This window comes from Saccharothrix sp. AJ9571 (assembly GCF_021725495.1).
GTDB lineage: Bacteria > Actinomycetota > Actinomycetes > Mycobacteriales > Pseudonocardiaceae > Amycolatopsis > Amycolatopsis magusensis.
Genome location: NZ_CP091382.1, coordinates 135,441 through 152,774, shown reverse-complemented (window position 1 = coordinate 152,774; position 17,334 = coordinate 135,441). Strand labels below are relative to the sequence as shown.

The 17,334-nt window shown below is 69.0% G+C and carries 14 protein-coding genes and 2 tRNA genes; 9 read left to right on the top strand and 7 right to left on the bottom strand.

The annotated features are described in order from the left end of the window. Nucleotides 1–22 precede the first annotated feature (22 nt). From L3Q67_RS00700 to L3Q67_RS00690, 3 genes are all read left to right on the top strand, one after another. Nucleotides 23–904 (top strand): LLM class oxidoreductase, encoded by an 882-nt coding sequence (locus tag L3Q67_RS00700; protein ID WP_499187643.1) that lies wholly within the window; start codon nucleotides 23–25, stop codon nucleotides 902–904. Further along, nucleotides 901–1,350 (top strand): nuclear transport factor 2 family protein, encoded by a 450-nt coding sequence (locus L3Q67_RS00695; RefSeq protein WP_499187642.1) that lies wholly within the window; start codon nucleotides 901–903, stop codon nucleotides 1,348–1,350. Before L3Q67_RS00700 ends, L3Q67_RS00695 begins: the two co-directional genes overlap by 4 nt. Nucleotides 1,351–2,000: 650 nt before the next feature. Then, entirely contained in the window at nucleotides 2,001–3,812 is a 1,812-nt protein-coding gene (locus L3Q67_RS00690) for an AIPR family protein (RefSeq protein WP_499187641.1), read from the top strand. On the opposite strand, the gene L3Q67_RS00685 is transcribed toward L3Q67_RS00690, so the two are convergent. After that, nucleotides 3,803–4,273, bottom strand: a complete 471-nt coding sequence (locus L3Q67_RS00685) for an NUDIX hydrolase (protein ID WP_499187640.1) — start codon at nucleotides 4,271–4,273, stop codon at nucleotides 3,803–3,805. The genes L3Q67_RS00690 and L3Q67_RS00685 overlap by 10 nt on opposite strands. Before the next feature lie 8 nt (nucleotides 4,274–4,281). Then, on the bottom strand, nucleotides 4,282–5,025 hold the full coding sequence (locus tag L3Q67_RS00680; RefSeq protein ID WP_499187639.1) for a DUF5919 domain-containing protein: 744 nt from the start codon (nucleotides 5,023–5,025) through the stop codon (nucleotides 4,282–4,284). A 286-nt stretch (nucleotides 5,026–5,311) separates the two neighbouring features. Here L3Q67_RS00680 and L3Q67_RS00675 point away from each other — a divergent pair, with 286 nt between their 5' ends. Next, nucleotides 5,312–5,536, top strand: a complete 225-nt coding sequence (locus L3Q67_RS00675; RefSeq protein ID WP_395905174.1) for a hypothetical protein — start codon at nucleotides 5,312–5,314, stop codon at nucleotides 5,534–5,536. A 236-nt stretch (nucleotides 5,537–5,772) separates the two neighbouring features. Continuing rightward, nucleotides 5,773–6,027, top strand: coding sequence for a hypothetical protein (locus tag L3Q67_RS00670; protein WP_499187638.1), 255 nt, complete (start codon nucleotides 5,773–5,775; stop codon nucleotides 6,025–6,027). Between the two features lie 298 nt (nucleotides 6,028–6,325). On the opposite strand, the gene L3Q67_RS00665 is transcribed toward L3Q67_RS00670, so the two are convergent. Beyond that, nucleotides 6,326–6,396: transfer RNA gene (locus L3Q67_RS00665), tRNA-Gly, on the bottom strand. Nucleotides 6,397–6,479: 83 nt separating this feature from the next. Here L3Q67_RS00665 and L3Q67_RS00660 point away from each other — a divergent pair. After that, nucleotides 6,480–6,553 (top strand) — tRNA-Pro (locus L3Q67_RS00660). Between the two features lie 35 nt (nucleotides 6,554–6,588). On the opposite strand, the gene L3Q67_RS00655 is transcribed toward L3Q67_RS00660, so the two are convergent. Continuing rightward, entirely contained in the window at nucleotides 6,589–7,038 is a 450-nt protein-coding gene (locus tag L3Q67_RS00655) for a nitroreductase family deazaflavin-dependent oxidoreductase (RefSeq protein ID WP_499187637.1), read from the bottom strand. Between the two features lie 269 nt (nucleotides 7,039–7,307). Here L3Q67_RS00655 and L3Q67_RS00650 point away from each other — a divergent pair, with 269 nt between their 5' ends. Continuing rightward, on the top strand, nucleotides 7,308–8,312 hold the full coding sequence (locus L3Q67_RS00650; protein ID WP_499187636.1) for an autoinducer 2 ABC transporter substrate-binding protein: 1,005 nt from the start codon (nucleotides 7,308–7,310) through the stop codon (nucleotides 8,310–8,312). 3 nt (nucleotides 8,313–8,315) lie between these two features. Here L3Q67_RS00650 and L3Q67_RS00645 read toward each other — a convergent pair whose 3' ends face one another. The 3 genes from L3Q67_RS00645 to L3Q67_RS00635 all read right to left on the bottom strand — a co-directional run bounded on the left by L3Q67_RS00645 (nucleotide 8,316) and on the right by L3Q67_RS00635 (nucleotide 13,062). Beyond that, on the bottom strand, nucleotides 8,316–9,758 hold the full coding sequence (locus L3Q67_RS00645; RefSeq protein ID WP_499187635.1) for a hypothetical protein: 1,443 nt from the start codon (nucleotides 9,756–9,758) through the stop codon (nucleotides 8,316–8,318). Continuing rightward, nucleotides 9,755–11,593 (bottom strand): dynamin family protein, encoded by a 1,839-nt coding sequence (locus tag L3Q67_RS00640; protein ID WP_499187634.1) that lies wholly within the window; start codon nucleotides 11,591–11,593, stop codon nucleotides 9,755–9,757. The genes L3Q67_RS00645 and L3Q67_RS00640 overlap by 4 nt, the downstream gene beginning before the upstream one ends. Before the next feature lie 140 nt (nucleotides 11,594–11,733). After that, nucleotides 11,734–13,062 carry an IniB N-terminal domain-containing protein gene (locus L3Q67_RS00635; RefSeq protein ID WP_499187633.1) on the bottom strand — a complete coding sequence of 443 codons (1,329 nt, stop codon included), beginning with the start codon at nucleotides 13,060–13,062 and terminating at the stop codon, nucleotides 11,734–11,736. Between the two features lie 232 nt (nucleotides 13,063–13,294). On the opposite strand from L3Q67_RS00635, the gene L3Q67_RS00630 reads away from it, so the two are divergent. Together L3Q67_RS00630 and L3Q67_RS00625 are read left to right on the top strand one after the other, a co-directional pair. Further along, entirely contained in the window at nucleotides 13,295–14,599 is a 1,305-nt protein-coding gene (locus L3Q67_RS00630; protein WP_499187632.1) for an Hsp70 family protein, read from the top strand. Between the two features lie 2 nt (nucleotides 14,600–14,601). Continuing rightward, the gene (locus L3Q67_RS00625; RefSeq protein WP_499191401.1) at nucleotides 14,602–17,076 is read left to right on the top strand and encodes a helix-turn-helix domain-containing protein; all 2,475 of its coding nucleotides are present in this window, start codon (nucleotides 14,602–14,604) and stop codon (nucleotides 17,074–17,076) included. Nucleotides 17,077–17,334 lie beyond the last annotated feature (258 nt).

The window sequence follows — 17,334 nt, the reverse complement described above, 5'->3', positions numbered from 1 at the left end:
GAACACGTTATAGTTCTGCGCTGTGAAGTTCTCCCTCTCGGTTGCCATGAGCCCGCTGGACCAGCTCACCGAGCTGGCGGTCGCGGCTGAGGAGAGCGGTTTTTCCTCGGTCGTGCTGCCGGACTCGCTGTTCTACTCCGAGGAGGTGTCGGCGGACTACCCGTACACCCCGGACGGGAACAGGTTCTGGAACGAGGAGACCCCGTGGGCCGACCCGCTGGTCGCCGCGGCGGCGATGGGCGCGGTCACCACGAACATCGAGTTCTACACCTCGGTGCTGAAGCTCGGGTCGCGGAACCCGGTGCTGCTGGCCAGGCAGGTGAACTCGGTGGCCGCGCTGACCGGCGGCCGGTTCGGCCTGGGGCTGGGGGTGGGGTGGTCGCCGGAGGAGTTCGAGTGGTGCGGTGCCCCGTACGCCCGGCGAGGGGCGCGGGTGAACGAGGCGATCGAGGTGCTGCGCCTGATCCTCGACGGCGGGATGGTCGAGTACCACGGCGAGTTCTTCGACTTCGGCAAGCTGCGGATGAGCCCGACGCCGCCGGCGCGGGTGCCGTTCTACATCGGCGGGCACACCGAGGTCGCCCTTCGCCGCGCGGCCAAGTACGGGGACGGCTGGTCGTCGGCGATGATGAAGTTCGACGACCTGCGGTCGACCATCACAAGGCTGCGCGAACTGCTGGCGGAGGCAGGCCGCGCGGACGTCCCGTTCGAATACCAGGCGGTGTGCATCGACCGGTTCGGTGTGGACGGTTACCGGCAGCAGGCGGAGATCGGGGTGACGGACGTGATCACCATGCCCTGGATGTTCGACGGCATCGGTTTCGACGGCGAGCTGTCGGCCAAGAAGGACTCGATCCGCAAGTTCGGCGATGAGGTCATCGCGGCCGTGGGGGAGGGGCGATGAGCATCACCGTCAGCTGGGACACCGAGGCCGACCAGCCACCCGCCCGCCTGGCCGCGTGGCGCTCGATGCAAGCGGTCACCCGCGGGGCGAAGGAGGAGTGGCTGGACCTGTTCGCCGCGGATGCCACCGTCGAAGACCCGGTAGGCCCCTCCCACTTCGACCCGGACGGCAACGGCCACCACGGCCACGAAGGCATCGCGGCATTCTGGGACAAAGCGATCGCCCAGGTCACCCGCTTCGAATTCACCATCCGCGACTCGCACGCCGCAGGGGACGAGGTCGCCAACGTCGGCACCATCACCACGTACCTACCAGGCAACTACCGCGTGGACACGGATGGCGTCTTCGTCTACCGCGTCGGCCCGGACGGCCTCATCCGCTCCATGCGCGCCTACTGGGAACTAGACCGAGCCATGGCGACAGCCCGCGAAGTGAAGCCGGACTGACCTCACGGTCCAGGGGCGGCTTGGCCCCCATGGCATGAACGGCGAAGCGGCGGCCTCCCTGGACTGGGGAGACCGCCGCTTCGGTGTTCCTGACCTGCGGTTTTGCAGCTGAGTGGGCGACGGGAATCGAACCCGCGTAGCCAGTTTGGAAGACTGCTTGACCTGGGCTTTCGTCCTTGCTGGGCTGGCACGGCTGCGGTCCTGAGCTGCCCCGGTTGACCGTCGCTGACCGCCTCTAATGGCACGCTAATGGCACGACTCCAGGCGCCCGCCACACCCCACCCTGCTTCCCGACACGAAACCCAGAACGCGGCCGGTGCGACCGGCCGTTGTCACGATCAGGCGTCGGGATGGCAGCGCTGTCCGTGATCTCCGTAACGGAGCGTGCCCGCTGATCGACTCCCGCTGAACAGAACTCTACGGGGGTGGCTCCGATGCCAATCCACACCGCTGCCAGCTACCGGGCTCCACCCACGCGTTCGGCGGGCGCACCGCCCGGCCGCCGGGCGAAGCGGAGCGGGAGCCCGGTGTGTCGGTATGAATGCGCCCGCCGCGCGGGCGGCGGGCCGGAACCGCACCAGCGCGCCGCCGACGGCGGCGCGCCTTGATCCCATAGAGCCAAATTCGGCAGAATTGATCGATCGGGAGGCATGTTGTACAGCCCTGCGCTTGAGTCGTTCTCAGCTCGCAGCGACTTGATTAAATATGGCCCTAACGGGCTCTTGCTTTTTGCGCTGCAGTTGGACTTAGGCATCGAAGATGTTGAGTCGGTTGCGGCCACCTCCTTGACTGATGGGCCAAATGACAAGAAATGTGATCTTGTGCATGTTGATCGAGATCAAGGAAAAGTTATCATTGCGCAGTCTTATATGTCCAGAACGGCAAAGGCTGAAGCGAATGCTGGAAAGGCGAGCGATCTAAATACGGCTACCTCTTGGCTACTTAGCGGCGAATTGAACGAGATGCCGATCAATCTGCGTTCGGCGGCAGTCGAAGTGCGTCAAGCGCTGGAGTCTGGCCAATTCGGATCCTTCGAAATCTGGTACGTGCATAATTGTCCAGAATCGCAAAACGTGGGTCGAGAGATAACTCAAGCCACTAACACGGCGGCGCATATTATTAGGAATGCTTACGAGAGTTCCTCTTCGATAACCGTTCTTGGTCGCGAGGTTGGGCGTGAGACTCTGGACAACTGGTATGCGCGGACGGAGGTTGCAATATCGGTTACTGACAAGTTTGTTGTGCCCGTGAACGGCGGGTTTACCCAGGTTGGAGAAAAATGGTCTGCTTTCTGTACGTCAATCCGCGGATCGTGGCTACGTGATGTGTGGATGAAGCACGAGAGAGACTTGTTCTCGCCCAATGTGCGAGATTTTCTCGGGATTGTTAAATCCGCAAAGAATATCAACAACGGGATACGTGATACAGCCACAGGAGAGGCTGACCAGTTCTGGATTTACAATAATGGTTTGACAATCATCGTGAATGAAATAGACTCCAGGGATTTCGAATCGTCTGAGTCGGATAAGATTATTGTGTACGGTTTGGGGGTCGTTAATGGTGCTCAAACGACAGGAACCTTAGGTGTGCTCAGCGGCCCCGAAGCGGCAAGCCTCGACAGTCTTTGGATAATGGCGCGTTTCGTTAAGTGTTCCGACCCGGAGGTGCTTCAAAATATAGTGAAGTTTAATAATACTCAAAATAAGGTCGAAGCAGCCGACTTTCGGAGCAATGATGCGGTTCAGAACCGTCTTCGCAGGGAATTCGAACTGATTCCCGATGCTGACTATCGCGGAGGGCGACGTGGTGGGGTGCGCGAAGCCATTGAGCGCAAGAAGAACTTGCTTGCCAACAATTCTGTCGCACAAGCGCTCGCCGCGTTCCAGGGAAAGCCCAATTTGGCGTACAATGACACTAGATTAATATGGGTGCAAGATAGAATCTACGCCGACTATTTTTCCGATAGAACTACGGCGCGTCATATAGTGTTCTGTTTTTCATTAATTCGTTCCATTGAGGAAGCGAAGCAGGAGATAGTAGATGTGGCCGACGGTGATCGAACCCAGTTGCAGAAGAACGCCATGTCCTACTTTCGGAAGAGGGGCTCTATCCCGGTCCTAGCGTCGGCTATAGCTCAGAGCATCGAATCTATCGTCGATAGAGCGATACCGAACAGGTTCGGCATAAGGTTCGCCGACAATTGCTCGCCTCGCGAGGCGTCTATTAGATGGAAGCCAGTCGTAACGACCTGCCTTCCGTTCAGTGCGACGCTTGAAGGTGCCTGCGATCGCGATCTATACAATGGCGAGAAGGTTCGTGCATGTCTTGCTACTTTCGGCCAGTTGATCGCTGCTACCGCAAGTGCGAATCGGCAAATCTACCAAACCTTCGCAGAAATGGTCGAGTATGCCCCCATTCCCTCGGTGGATAGGGACGAGTCGCCGAGACTGGATCAGGAATAGAAAGGTTTTCTCTCTGCTGCAAGTGCATGTTCAATGCGCATTTTTATTGACTCATGTGCGGCGACTTCTGTGAGTCGTTTTGGCGAAACCCAAATAACCTCTTTGCTCTCGTTGCTCGTATGAAGGTCGCCACTCAGGTATTTGGCGCGGAAGCAGATGGAGAACTCTTGGCGGACTTCGCCGTCGTCGTAGGCTATGACGTGGTTGGGGTTGGAGTAGATGCCGATGAGGCCGGTGACCTCGCATTCGATGCCGGTTTCTTCGCGGACCTCGCGGACGGCGGCCTCGGTGAGGGTTTCGCCTAGTTCGAGCTGTCCGCCGGGGAGGGCGTAGAGGTCGTTGTCGGTGCGGCGGATCATGAGGATGCGGCCTTCGTCGTCCTGGATGAAGGCGGAGACTGCGACTGCGATGCTGTTGGCGGCGGGGGCGTTCGGGTCGTAGTAGTAGTCGCGGCGGGCCATGGTGCCTCCTAGAGGGTGGCTGGGCGGGCGGAGTTCCAGGCTGTTTCGAAGCTCTCGGAGTAGGTCTCGAACAGGTCCCCGGCGGAGAGTCTGCGCAGGTGCAGTGCGGGGGCGTGGGCGCCTTGGAAGCCGTAGACGTGGGTGTTGATGATCATCTCGTCGTCCAGGCGGAAGATCGAGTTGTAGAGCGTGGTGTTGTGGAACCGCATCTCGATGCCGTCCATGTCGACAAGCGGCCGGTAGTAGGCCAGGGCGTTGCGTATGCGGGCGGCTAGCGTGCCCTCGCCAAGCTGCTCCTCCTCGCTGCGCAGGGCCACGCTGTCGCCTTCAGGGTCACCGAACGCCAGCCGGATGCGGGCACCGTTGGCGGCCTTCTGCGCCAGGTCTTTCACGAAGCGCGGCCGTTCGACCAGGAACAACGCGGCGTGGACCAGGATCTCGATGGTCTGGCCGGCATCCTTGATGAGCCTGTCCCAGAGGTCCGCAGGGATGGCGTTGCGGTGTGGGAACACGCTGACCACCTCGGCCGCTGCGGTCTCGGCCTTGCGTTCCGCGGCTACTGCCTGGGGCCACAGGTAGTTCTCCGATTCGCGCGCCAGGGCTGCCAGTTTGTGCCGGTACTTCGGGTACGGCGTGCGTCCCTTGGTGATCCAGCGCTCTACCGTCTTCGGGTCCACGTCGACGGCCTTGGCGACCTGTTCGGGGTCGAGCCCGTTGCGCAGGAGTGCGTCTCGGAGCCGCTCGTTCGCCATCTGCACCCCGCCGGGGACTAGTAGGGACGACTTCGACCGTACCAAGGACGTCCCCAGATGTCCCGCCACGTGGTGATCACGTCCGGTGATTTGGCGGAGATTGGGTGTCACGTTGCCGGGACTGGCCCGGTGACCGAGCCCAAGGAGGCAAGTCCATGGCGATTTCGGGTGGATACCGGTTCCCGGTCGATGACGTGCGCGCGAAAGGGATGCCTAGCACGGCGCAGAAGTCCAGCGGCGGGAAGTCGGCCGCGTCGCAGCAGCAGGCAGCGGCATAGGGCCTGTCATGCGCGACACGGTGCAGATTCACGTGAGTGCGGACCTGCCGATTCGTGCCCGCGCCCTGACCTACGCCAACCGGGTCGAGGTCCGGTTCGGCAAGGCGTTCCCCGTGGCCCTGCTGATCGACGGTGACGCGTTGGACCACTTCGCCACTGCGCTCGCCGAGGCCCGCGCTGGGCTGGAGGTCGTGTCGGCTCGTCCGGAAGGTGCTGCCGATGGTGAGCAGTGAGGCGGTTCGCGCTTGGGAGGAGGTCTACCGGCGGTACAGCGACCTCAGTAGTGATCACTCAGCCGAGGGAGCTGCGGAGATGGCACGACTGTCGAACGCGGTGGCGTACGCGTGGCGAGTCCTTGCCGATGAGCCTGACCAACCCTGGTGGGTCATCGCGGCTGTCGAGACCGCCGCCCAGGCTTTCGACGCCCAAGCGCAGCAATGGCACATCCGCTCACAGCAGGAAGAAGCTCATGGCATTCAACGCGACATGGCATCCGGGGCCGGAAGCGGTCGCGGGTATGCAGCAGATTGGTTCAGCGCGGGAGCTGGCGGCCCTGGTGATCTACCTCGATCCCGACAGCCTGGCGATCATGCCCCCGCCCGACCCTTCCCAGTGGCCCAGGTTCGTTTCCCTCCTTCGCCAGCTCCGCGACGGAGCGGATGAACTGGCCAACCACCTCGACCGGACCGGCGTGCCGGGAAAGGACGGTGAAGTGACCGAATAAGACTGTCCACAAAGAATGAATTGAAGGTGTCCGATGGGTCGTGCGGCGACAATCAACACGAAGACGATGACTGGCCGGGCGGCGCAGGCGCAGGACGGAGAGGTCAGCATCGGCCGACCTGGTCCGCGGTCGGCGTCCGAGGCGTGGCGCCTCCGGGCCGCGCTGATCTACCAGCACGCGACCAGCGCACATGACCGGCAGATCGCCGAGGAGCTAATGGCACGAACGACGAAGCGGCGGCCTCCCCGGACTCGGGAGGCCGCCGCTTCGTAGTGTCTGACCTGCGATGATGCAGCTGAGCGGGCGACGGGAATCGAACCCGCGTAGCCAGTTTGGAAGACTGGGGCTCTACCATTGAGCTACGCCCGCGCGCCCCCGGAGGACCGGGTGCACAGGCAGCTTACCGGTTGCCGCTAAGCTGGGTGCAAGCCACCCGACGGTGGCTGGTTCTACGGGATGTGGCGCAGCTTGGTAGCGCATCCGCTTTGGGAGCGGAGGGTCGCAGGTTCAAATCCTGTCATCCCGACACAGAGCCTCTGACCTGCGGGTTCGAGGTGCTCATCAGGACCCGGACGGGGTCAGTAGGACGATCGGGATCTCGCGGGCGGTCTTCTCGGCGTACTCGTCGTACAGCGGGAAGATGGCTGCCATCTGGTACCAGAGCGGTGTCCGTTCGACCGTGGTGGCCACGCGGGCGCGGGCGGTGAAGCGGCGCGTGCCTGCCTGGACGCCGACGCTGGGGTTCGCTTCCAGGTTCTTGAACCACGCCGGGTCGTCGTTGGCGCCACCCTTCGAGGCGACGACGACGAAATCCTCGCCTGCCTTGCCGTAGATCAGGCAGGTGCGGCGTGGGGTGCCGGTCTTGCGGCCGGTCGTGGCGAGCACCAGCGTGTGGACGCCGTTCGATTCGTGGCCTTCCACACCACCCGACGCCAGGTAGTTGCGGGTCTGCTCGGCGACCCAGTCCCACGGCGAGTCGGTGGCGTGGTCGAGGTCAGCGGCGACAGCCATGACGGTCCTTTCCGGAGAAGCACAGGGTCACGGGGACAGTAGTCGACCCGGCCTCCGGTTAGCCCGGATGGGCGTGAGCCCGGTCACTCCCGAGTCGGGGCCGGGACGCGGCGGTCTGAGCCCGTCCGCGTACACTCCGTGTTCGCGCGTGCCCGGTCAGGTGGACGGTGAACCCTGTACCAGACCGCGGCGATTTGGTTACTCGCTCGCAACCCACGTGGTGGACGTTCGTTCTGTTCCGCGCGTGCGCCCGACGAAAGGACCCTTCGATGAGGCTGCCGAGACGGCTCGCCGTGATCGCGGCCGCGGCCTGCCTGGTCCTGTCCGGGTGCGGCGCCGAACCCCCCGCCGAGCCACCGGCGGAGTCCATCGAGATCGCCTTCGTGCCCAAGGTCCAGTCCATCGCCTACTTCGACGCGATGAACGAGGGCGGCAGGCGCGCGGCCGACGTGCTCGGCGTGCGCTGGACCTACCGCGGCCCGCTCACCGCCGACGCCGCCGAGCAGGCCGCCATCGTGCGCGAGTTCGTCGCCCGCGGGGTCAACGTGATCGTGGTGGCACCGAACGACCCCGACTCCATCGCGCCCGTGGTCGCCGAGGCCAAGGCCAAGGGCATCCGCGTGCTGACCACCGACACCGACGCCCCCAACTCCGGGCGCGAGCTGTTCGTCAACCAGGCGAGCGCGGAGAGCATCGGCCGGGCGCTCACCGACGAGCTGATGCGCAAGACCGGCGGCACCGGGCAGTACGCGATCGTGTCCTGCGGCCCCACCGCTGCCAACCTCAACGCCTGGATCGCGGTGCAGAAGGCCTACACCGCGCAGAACTACGCCGGCGCGCAGATCGTCGACATCGTCCACGTCGGGGAGGACCAGAACGCCGCGGTCGCCAAGGCCAAGGAGCTGATGGCCGCGCACCCCCAGCTGACCGGGCTCGTCGGCGAGTGCACCACCTCGGCGCCCGGCGTGGCCAAGGCCGTGCGGGAGGCCGGGCGCATCGGCCAGGTGTTCACCGTCGGCGTCGGCACCCCGCAGTCCATGAAGGAGTACCTGCGCGACGGTTCGGCGTCGGCGTCGGTGCTGTGGGACGTGGAGAACCTCGGCTACCTGACCGCGTGGGCGGGGAAGCAGGCCGCCGACGGCAAGGTGCCCGAGCCGCTGAACAACGTCAGCCCCGAGTTGCCGGCCGTGCGCTACAACGGCGCCGACAAGACCCTGGTGCTCGGCGACCCGCTGCTGATCACCAACGACAACGTCGACCAGTTCGACTACTGACGCTCAGGCGTAGGCGGGGTTCCCCGACAGCATCGCCTCGCAGCTGCGCAGCACCACTTCCGCGGCTCGCCGGGCGGTGCCGCTCAGCGCCGGGTTCACCGCCTGCTCCCGCCAGTGCCACAGCGCGTCCTGGATCGCCTCCTGCAGTTCCGCCGGGGCGACCTCCTCCTCGATCCCGAGGCGCTCGAGCAGGCCCACGCCGAGGCCACCGGTCAGGCGGACGGCGTCCTCGACCAGTTCCTCCGGCAGCTCGGACCGGCCACCGCGCAACGCGGCGAGCACCCGCAGTTCGGCGAATTCGTGCGCACCGGAGACCAGACGGTCCAGTTCGAGGGCCAGTTGCTCACCGCCGGGACGCGGTTCGCGCCGCAGCAGCACTTCCAACCCGAGCAGCGCGGCGCGAGCCTTCAGCACGTCCTCGCGTGCGCTGAACTGCTGGGCGATCGCGTCCCGCAGTTCGCCGAGGCCGCTGCGCTGCACCAGTTGTCCCGCCAGCGCGGGCACGGTGTTCGCGCCACGGCGGATCAGCGCGGTCGCCAGCCGGAGCCCGAAGAGGCCGAACCGGCCCAGCAGCCACTCGCGGGCGCCGGGTTTCAACGGCAGGGGCGCGTCGGCGCGGACGAACCGGTCCGCCGAGAGCAGCCTGGTTTCCAGCTCCGGCCGGGCCACCTGCGCGAGCGCGGTCAACGCGGTGAACTCCGGCTCGCTCAGCGTGCGGCCCGCGCTCGCCACCAGTCCGGCGACCGCGACCACGTCCTGGCACAGGTCCTGCACCTCGTCGGTCCGCCGGTAACGACGGGCGACCTGCCGGGCGGAGATCAGCGCGTCGACCCGGCCGGCGCCGAGTTCGTCGGCACGGGAGAGCACCACCATCGCGTGCACGGGCGGCGCCCACGGGCTCGGCGGGCCGTGGAGCGTGCGCAGGGCGTCCAGTTCGGGCCCGTGTGGCCGCCGCACCAGGTACAGCACGGCATCGGCGTCGGTCAGCCCGCCCGCGAGCGCCTGCGGGCCGGCTTCGGGGTCCAGCGCGGGCGTGTCCAGCAGCACCACGTCGCGGAGCTGGCGGCTCGGCCAGTCGACGACCAGCCGGTCCACCTGCTGTCCGGCCAGCGGCGCGAGGTCCACCCGCAGCCGCCGTTCGGTGCGTTCGGCCCCCATCTCCCACGGCGCGGCCCCGCCCGGCGGGTACGCCAGCGCACGCGGGGCCGAGCCGCCCTGGTACCAGGTGATCACCTGGCGGTCGCCCAGCTTCAGCGGCGCCACCTCGTCCCCGGCCAGCGCGTTGAGCAGGGTGGACTTCCCGGTCTCCGCCGGGCCGACCACGGCCAGCCGCAGCGGTTCGGCGAACCGCGCCAGGTGCCGCTCCAGCCAGCTCGTCGCGCGGGGGCTGTCCTGGTAGAACGCCAGCGCGCGCTGCAGCAGTTCGCCCGCTGCCTCGGCGATCACGCGATCAGCCCCCGCGGGGAGCTGGGCGTGATCCGGGCCGCGGCCATCGTCTTGAGCCGCTGGCGGATCGCGGCGAGTTCGTTCACCGCGGTCCTGATCTCCTGCGCGCGCTGCTTGCGCTGCGCGGCCTCGGTGTCGATGACCTGCTTGATCGCCTTGGCCGACGCGGAGATCTCCTGGCGCTGCTGCTGGGCGTAGGCGGTGAACCGGTCGCGCAGCGCGCGCTGGAGCAGCCGTGCGGCGTCCTTGCTCTCCTTGCCGTAGGCCAGGAAGAAGTCGTCGACGTGGCGCTGCGCGGCGGTCTTCGCGGTGGCCTGGCGCCGCTTGAGCCGGTTGCCGCGTTCTTCGAACACGCTCTTCGCGCCGAACGCGGCACCCGCGCCGAGCGAGATCGGGTTGATCAGCGGCATCCCGGCCACCGTGGTCGCCAGGCCGAACATCAGCAGCCCGGTGTACGACCCGCGCATGCCGACGAAGAGCTTCTGCCCCACGGAGAACCGCTCGACGCGCGGCTTGCGCACCCCGCTCGCGTGGTCGTCGGGGGCGTCCGCGACCAGCAGCTCGTGCAACAGGTTCTCGTCGCCGGGCGCGACCTGGCGGGCCAGTTTGTGCGCGATCCAGTCGAACCGTTCGAGCAGCCAGTTGAAGTTCGTCTCGGCGACGGTGGCCAGGTTGTCGGTCAGCCAGTCCTCGAAGGTCTCCCAGTCGCGGGAGGGGTCGGCGGCGTCGAAGTACTCGTCCACGTCACGCAGGATCTGCCGGGTGCGGTCGCGCAGGTCGTACTCGAGGTCGGCGATCAGGTCGGAGATCTCGTCGCCGAGCAGGGTCTGCCAGCGCGCGGAGTCCTGCTGGAGCTGCTCCAGCTTGCGCCCGGCTGCCTGCCAGCGCGCGACGGCTTCGGGCGAGTCACCGCGCTGGGTGGCGGAGAACTCGTCCTGCAACGGCGGCACGAGCTGGTCCACGGTCATCCCGGCGAGCGCGGCCACGGACCGGGTGTGCAGCACGTCGGCCTGGTCCAGCCACTCGTGCTTGAGCCGGTGCATCAGCTCCTCGAACCCGGATTCTGCGTTGAGGTCGCGATCGCCCGCCTTGGCGGCGGCCAGCCGCAGCGCCGCGGACACCGGCACCACGGTGGCGTTCAGCCCGGCCTTGGCCAGCCGGGCGCGGTTGCGTTCGGCGACCACGCGCCAGCCGGGCACGATGTCGATCTTGGTCAGCGCCACCATCACCGTCGGGCACACCCTGGCGACCTGGGTGAGCAGTTCCAGCTCGCTCGGCGAGAACTCGCTCGTCGCGTCGGTGGCCATCAGCACGGCGTCGGCCTGCAGGATCTCCGAAAGCGCGGTGGCGGTGCGGGCGGCGCCCCCGGCGGGCGGGGTGTCGATGAGCACCAGGCCGGTGGCGAGCAGCGCCCGCGGCAGGCCGATGTGCGCGCGGGCGATCTCGGTGCCGGGCTGCGCGGCCTCGCGGTTGGCGTCCGCGGTCACCGAGTCGACCGCGGCCGGGACGAGCTGGCTCGACGGGCCGCTCTCGATCATCCGGTCATGGCGGACGGCCGGGTTCAGCACGACCGCCGCGCTCGGCGCTTCGGCGTACTCCACCACCGCGGGCACGGTGGTGGTCAGGTCGTCGCCCGTGGCGCACACCGGCGCGTTGACCAGGGCGTTCACCAGCTGGCTCTTGCCCTGACCGGTCTCGCCGATGACCAGGATGCGCAGCTTCGGATCGATCAGCTGCGCGCGTCTTTCACGCAGGCGACGGAGCAGATCCGGGGTCCCGTGCGCGGCGCAGGCCCGGATGGTGTCGTCCATCAGCTGGAGCCAGGGCGAAGCCATCACTCGAAGGAGTGTGCCGTGTCCGAATCGAAATGCAAAAGTGGCCCGGCCCGTTCAGGTGAACGGGCCGGGCCACGGGGAGGCGACCGCCGAGCGGGTGTAGCTGGCGCGGGCTCGACAGGGGAGGTAGTCGCCGTGGTCTAGAAGTCGAGCAGGCCCCCGGTGATGTCACCCAGGTCCGGCAGGTGGTGCCCGTTGCCGAGCTGGCCCAGCGGGCTTTCCGAGGCGCCGCCGTCGTGGCCGCCGCTGGGCAGCGGGTTGACGATCGGCAGCTCGGGCAGCTCCGGCAGGTCGACCTGGAGGTCGGTCGGCAGTTCGGCGGGCAGGTCCACCGGGAGGTCGGTGGGCAGGTCGCCGGGCGCGGCGGCCGGGGCGTCCACCGGGAGGTCGGCGGGCAGGTCGGCCGGGACGTCGATCGGCAGGCTCTCCAGGTGGCCGGCGAGCTGGCCGGAACCGGCGGCGATCTGGTCGGAGATCGTGCCGGAGCTGTCGACGACCGACTGGTCGGCCGGGGCCGGGGCCACGCCGGTGAGGTAACCGCCGAGCGTGGTGCCGCCGGTGGCGACACCGCCGGCCAGCCACTCGCCACCGGTGGAGACGTACCCGGCGAGCGTGCCGGAGGTGGCCGAAGCGGCCTCCTCACCGCTGCGCGGCAGCGCGGTGGAGTCGAGCACGGTGGCCGGGTCGCCGAGGCCGGCGAGGTGGCCACCGCCGAGGTCGCCGAGCGAGCCGCTGTCGATCGAGTACTGCTGGCCCGCGATGTTCAGCGAACCGGCGAAGCTGTCGGTGGTGGCGAACAGGTCGCCGTCGAAGTCGCCGACCGGGGAGATACCGGCGAACGCGGCGTCGACGCCGTGGACGCCGCCCGCGCCGGCGACACCGGCGGACAGCGCCTCGGTGCCGACGCCCGTGGCGGCCGCGGCGCCTTCGGCGGAGCCGGAGATCGAGCTGCCGAGGTCGACGGCTTCGCTGTCGGCGGCGAGGGAACCGGCGGCACCCTGGGGGCCGGCGTCACCGGCGATCGAACCGGCGAGCTGCTCACCGGCGTAGGCGCCGGTCGCGGCGATGCCGTCGGGGGTGATCTGGTGGGCGCCGGCGACGGAGCCGAGCGGGGTGTCCTCGGCGAAGGAGGAGCGGGTCAGGTCGTCCAGGCCGGGAAGACCGGTGAGGCCGCCGCCCTCGGCGACCTGGGCGAGCGCCTGCAGCTGCTCGATGGCGCCTTCGGTGCCGGTCACGTCGTTCGCGGCGGGCAGGGCGGCGAGGCCGGACTCGGGGGACTCCACGGAAACACCGCCGGGCGCGTAGTCGAGGACCAGCGGGACGACCTCCTGGACGTCCTGGGCGGTGACGTCCTGCAGACCGGCGCCGGACAGGGCGGCGGCCGGGTCGGTGCCGAAGGCGGACCGAGCTGCCTCATCGGTGAGCAGGTTCAGCACGAAGTCGTGGAGGGTCTGGCCTGAGGGGGACAACTCGTTACTCCTAGGGCGGGGGGTTCTGCGAGGTTCACGCTAGGTAAGGGGGATGGGTTGCCGCATCGGGGATGACACCGGTCCCGCCGCCCTAACGCGCACGTCCGGCGCCCCCGTGGCGGTTAGGGGATTAGGGGCCGGTTCACTCTTCCGCATGGGGGACATCCGCACAGGGTGTGTTCTTGGTAGGAAGGAACACCGTCCGCACCAGCTCGTGAGGGAATCCGTCCGCATGCCGTACGTCTTGGGGATCGACCTCGGGCACACCCGGACCACCGCCGCGGTCTGCCGCCGGGTGGGGGCCTCCTGGGGTGAGCCCCAGGTGGTGGCCCTCGACGGGGACGCCCGCTGGGTCGAGTCGGTGCTGCACGTGGCGCCCGACGGCTCGGTGTTGTTCGGCCAGGAGGCCGCCCGGCGCGCGATCGCCGAACCGCAGAGCGCGGCCCGCGGCTTCCTCGGCCGCTCGGGTGATTCGGTGCCACTGGTGCTCGGGCACCACCTCTACACCGCCGAAGTGCTGACCGCCTCGCTGGCGGGCTGGGTGGCCGACCAGGTGGCGGAGTCGTTCGGCGGCCCGGCCGACCGGATCGTCGTGACGCACCCCGCCGGCTGGGGACCGCACCGGCGTTCGGCGTTGCGGGCCGGGCTCGAAGCCGCGGGCCTGCCCGGGGTGCTGTTGCTGCCGAAGCCGGTCGCCGCGGCGGAGAACCACCTGGCCACCGAGGACGGCGAAGAACTCGAGCCGGGTTCGGTGCTCGCGGTGTGCCGGATCGGCGGTGAGCACGTCGAATCGGCACTGGTGCGCCGCACGCAGACGGGTTTCGACCTGCTCGCGCACACCGACAGCGGGGCCGGCCGCGGCAGCGCGCGGATCGACGACCTGCTCGCCGAGCACGTGCTCGCGCGGTCCGGGGCGAAGCTGCCCGACCACGCCGACCCGGCCCTGCGCGCGCCGATGGCCGGGTTCCGGGTGGCGAGCGTGCTGGCCAAGGAACGGCTCTCGGTGGCGCCATCGGCCTCGCTCACCGTGCCGCTGCCCGAGGTGACCGGCGAGGTGCACGTCACCAGGGCCGAGCTGGAACAGCTGGCCAGGCCGGTGCTGGCCGCCGCGGTGGCGCAGCTGGACCGGCTGGTCGAACCGGTGCCGGACGGGGAACTGGCCGCCGCCCTGCTCGTGGGCGGAGGCGCGCGGATACCCTTGGTCACCTTCCTCGCCGAATCGGCACTGGGCTGCCCGGTGCTGGTCGACCCGGATCCGGCGGCGGCGGTCTGCCGCGGCGCGGCACTGGTCGCCCGGCCCCGCCTGGCCGGTGAAGGCCGCAAGCCGTCACCGCGGCCGCGGCAGGCGGTGGTGGAGGAGTCGACCGCGCTGATCCCGCGGGCGCTCGAACCGGCGGCGGGGGAGGAGGACGCCGAGCTCGGCCCGCCGCCGCCCCGGCCACCGGTGGAGGTCACCCCGCTGGAGGCCCCGAAACGCTTCACCAACCCGCTGCGCAGGCGATCCACCCGAGAACCTGAGCGAGAGGACAGCCGTTGACCGTGTCGACCCGGGGCGTCGAGCCGGTACTGGACGAACCGACCCGGCAGCTGTGCGCCGCGATCGCGGAACGCAGGCTCACCCAGGTCCGCCTGGCCGTCGTCGCGGCCGGGGAGTACGGCAAGACCAACCTGCTGGACCACCTGCGCACCCTCTGCGCGAACGCGGGGCTGACCGTCGCGCGGTTCGACCCGGCGCGGGTCGGCGAGCCCGCCGATCTGGTGCTGGCCGACGACGCGCACACCTACGGCGAAGCGGAACTGGCCGAACTCGCGCGGCTGGCCGGTGACGAGCGGACCGGCCTGGTGGTCGCCGCGCGCCCGCGCCCGCGTCCCGCCGGGCTGAACGCCGTGCTCGGCCGCCTGCGGGGGCAGATCCTGTTGCGCCCGCTGGACAAGGCGCAGGTCGCCGAACACCTGGGCACGCACGGCGTCTCCACCGAGCTGGCGGAGTTCGTCCGCGCGCAGACCGGCGGGGTGCCCGGGCACGTGCACCGGGTGGTGACCGCGCTGGCCGCCGTTCCGCCGTCCGAACGCGGGGAACTGCCGCTCGCCGCGTTCGGAGGCATCCGCCAGGAACTCGACGGGGCCGAGCCCGGAGTCCTGCGGTTCCTGCTCGCCGTGGAGGCGGGTGCCGGACCGGACATCGACCTGCTGGGCGGGCTGCTCGAACGTGACCCCGACGGCGTCAGCGCGGTGATCGACCTGGCGCGTGCGACCGGGTTGTTCGGCGCGGACGGCGGACTGCTGCCGATCACGCTCGGCGCCCTGCGCGCGCTGGTGCCCGCCGAACGGCACGCCGCGGTCCGGCAGCGGCTGGTCGAACTGCAGTTGGAACGGGGTGCGCCGGTGCTGCGCCTGGTGCGGCCCTGGCTGGGGAAGCCGATCGCCGGGCCGAGCGTGGCGAAGGCGTTCGAGGCGGCGGCCGACGAGGCGCTGGGCGCGGACCCGGCGCTGGCGGCCCGGCTGCTGGAGGCTGCTGTCGCGGCCGGGCGCCCGGCCGCGGAACTGGGTGCGCGGCGGGCCGAGGCGGTCGCACTGGCCGGTGACCTGGACGGCGCGTTGCGCCTGGCCGACGACGTGATCGCCACCGCGGGCGCGACCGGACGACCGGACGGCGCCCGGGTCGCCGCGACCGCGTTGACCCACCGAGGTCAGCTCGGGCGGAGCGCGGAACTGCTGCAGTGGTCCGGGACCCGGCGTTCGCGTGCGTTCGCGGCGATCAGCCTGATCGCCACCGGACGTCGTGCCGAGGCCGAACGGGAACTCGAGAAGGCGACCGAGGGCGGTGGCGACGAGCCGCCGACGCTGCTCTCGGGGGCGTTGTCCTCGGTGGCACGCGGGGTCGTGGAGTCGGTCGGCGGCGCCCCGACCCTCGCACTGTCCACTTTGGTCAGCTCGGCGGAGATGCTGGAGCCGGTCGGCCGTGCGGTGCTGCTGCCCGACAGCCCGGCCGCGCTCGGCGCGCTGGTCGCGCTGCACAGCGGTGAGCTGACCATCGCCGAACCGCTGCTGGAACGCGCGATCGCCGCGCGCACCGGCGGGGTCACCCTGCGGGCACGCCACCAGTTGCTGCTGGCGTGGGTCGCGATGGTGCGCGGGGACGCGACACTGGCCGTGGAACGGCTGAACGCGGCCGAAGAGGTGCGCCAGCCGCGTGACTGGCTGTTCGCGGTCGGCCTGGAGGTCGGCCTGGCCCGGCGGACCAGCGATCTGACCGCGTTGCGCCGGATCTGGGGCGTGGCCTGCGAAGCGGTGATCCGGCACCCGGTCGACCTGTTCTCGTTCCTGCCGTTCGGCGAGTTCGCCATGGCCGCCGCGCGGCTGGGGGAACGCGACCGGCTGGCACCGCACCTGGCGCAGGCGCACTCCGTCCTCAAAGGACTCGGGGATCCGCCGCTGTGGACGGCTTCCCTGCACTGGAGCGAACTCCACGCCGCGATCATCGCCGAGCGGGCGGGCGAGGCGGAGGAACACGCGGCCGCGCTGGCGGCCTGCTCCGGGCACGGCGCGTACTTCACCGCGGTGTCGGACGCGGCGGCCTGCTGGCTGAAGGTGCTCGCGGGCGACATCGACGCCGAAGAAGTGGAAGCCGCCGCGCACGCGTTGCGCGGCTGCGGCCTGTGGTGGGACGGCGCGCGGCTGGCCGGTCAGGCGGCGATCCGCACCACGGACCGGAAGGCGATGGTCGCGCTGCTCGACTGCGCGCGCCTGCTCCAAGGCGCGGCGACGACCGTGGCGCCGCCGTCCGAAGGCGCCGCGGCCGACGACAGCCCCGGCTCGGCGCGGCTGAGCGACCGGGAGCTGCAGGTCGCGGAACTGGTGCTGGGTGGCATGACCTACAAGGAAGTCGGCGCGCGGCTGTTCATCTCGGCGAAGACCGTGGAGCACCACATGGCGCGCATGCGCCAGCGACTGGGGGCGGGGAGCCGGGCGGAACTACTGGCACACCTACGAGAGATGCTCGGGGACCGCTGACTCCTCGCCGGGCTGCCGTGAATGTGGCTTTCACGGCACCCCCACTCGGCTGGTTCAAGGCCCCGAACGCAGAACTCGCCCACCCGAACGTAGGGTTCGCCTGCCCGAGTGTGGGACTCGGCTTCTGAATGTGGGACTCGCCTGCCTGAACGTAGAACTCGGCTTCCCCAACGTGGGGTTCGGCTTCCTGAACGTGGGGTTCGGCGAATCTCGGGAGCTGGCGAGTTCTACGTTCAGGAAGCCGAGTTCTACGTTCAA

What these genes read in the sequence shown, in the direction of transcription:
- L3Q67_RS00695 (WP_499187642.1), top strand. Translation starts at nt 901, where the DNA reads ATGAGCATCACCGTCAGCTGGGACACCGAGGCCGACCAGCCACCCGCC.
- L3Q67_RS00690 (WP_499187641.1), top strand. Translation starts at nt 2,001, where the DNA reads ATGTTGTACAGCCCTGCGCTTGAGTCGTTCTCAGCTCGCAGCGACTTG.
- L3Q67_RS00685 (WP_499187640.1), bottom strand. Translation starts at nt 4,273, where the DNA reads ATGGCCCGCCGCGACTACTACTACGACCCGAACGCCCCCGCCGCCAAC.
- L3Q67_RS00680 (WP_499187639.1), bottom strand. Translation starts at nt 5,025, where the DNA reads ATGGCGAACGAGCGGCTCCGAGACGCACTCCTGCGCAACGGGCTCGAC.
- L3Q67_RS00675 (WP_395905174.1), top strand. Translation starts at nt 5,312, where the DNA reads ATGCGCGACACGGTGCAGATTCACGTGAGTGCGGACCTGCCGATTCGT.
- L3Q67_RS00670 (WP_499187638.1), top strand. Translation starts at nt 5,773, where the DNA reads ATGGCATTCAACGCGACATGGCATCCGGGGCCGGAAGCGGTCGCGGGT.
- L3Q67_RS00655 (WP_499187637.1), bottom strand. Translation starts at nt 7,038, where the DNA reads ATGGCTGTCGCCGCTGACCTCGACCACGCCACCGACTCGCCGTGGGAC.
- L3Q67_RS00650 (WP_499187636.1), top strand. Translation starts at nt 7,308, where the DNA reads ATGAGGCTGCCGAGACGGCTCGCCGTGATCGCGGCCGCGGCCTGCCTG.
- L3Q67_RS00640 (WP_499187634.1), bottom strand. Translation starts at nt 11,593, where the DNA reads ATGGCTTCGCCCTGGCTCCAGCTGATGGACGACACCATCCGGGCCTGC.
- L3Q67_RS00630 (WP_499187632.1), top strand. Translation starts at nt 13,295, where the DNA reads ATGCCGTACGTCTTGGGGATCGACCTCGGGCACACCCGGACCACCGCC.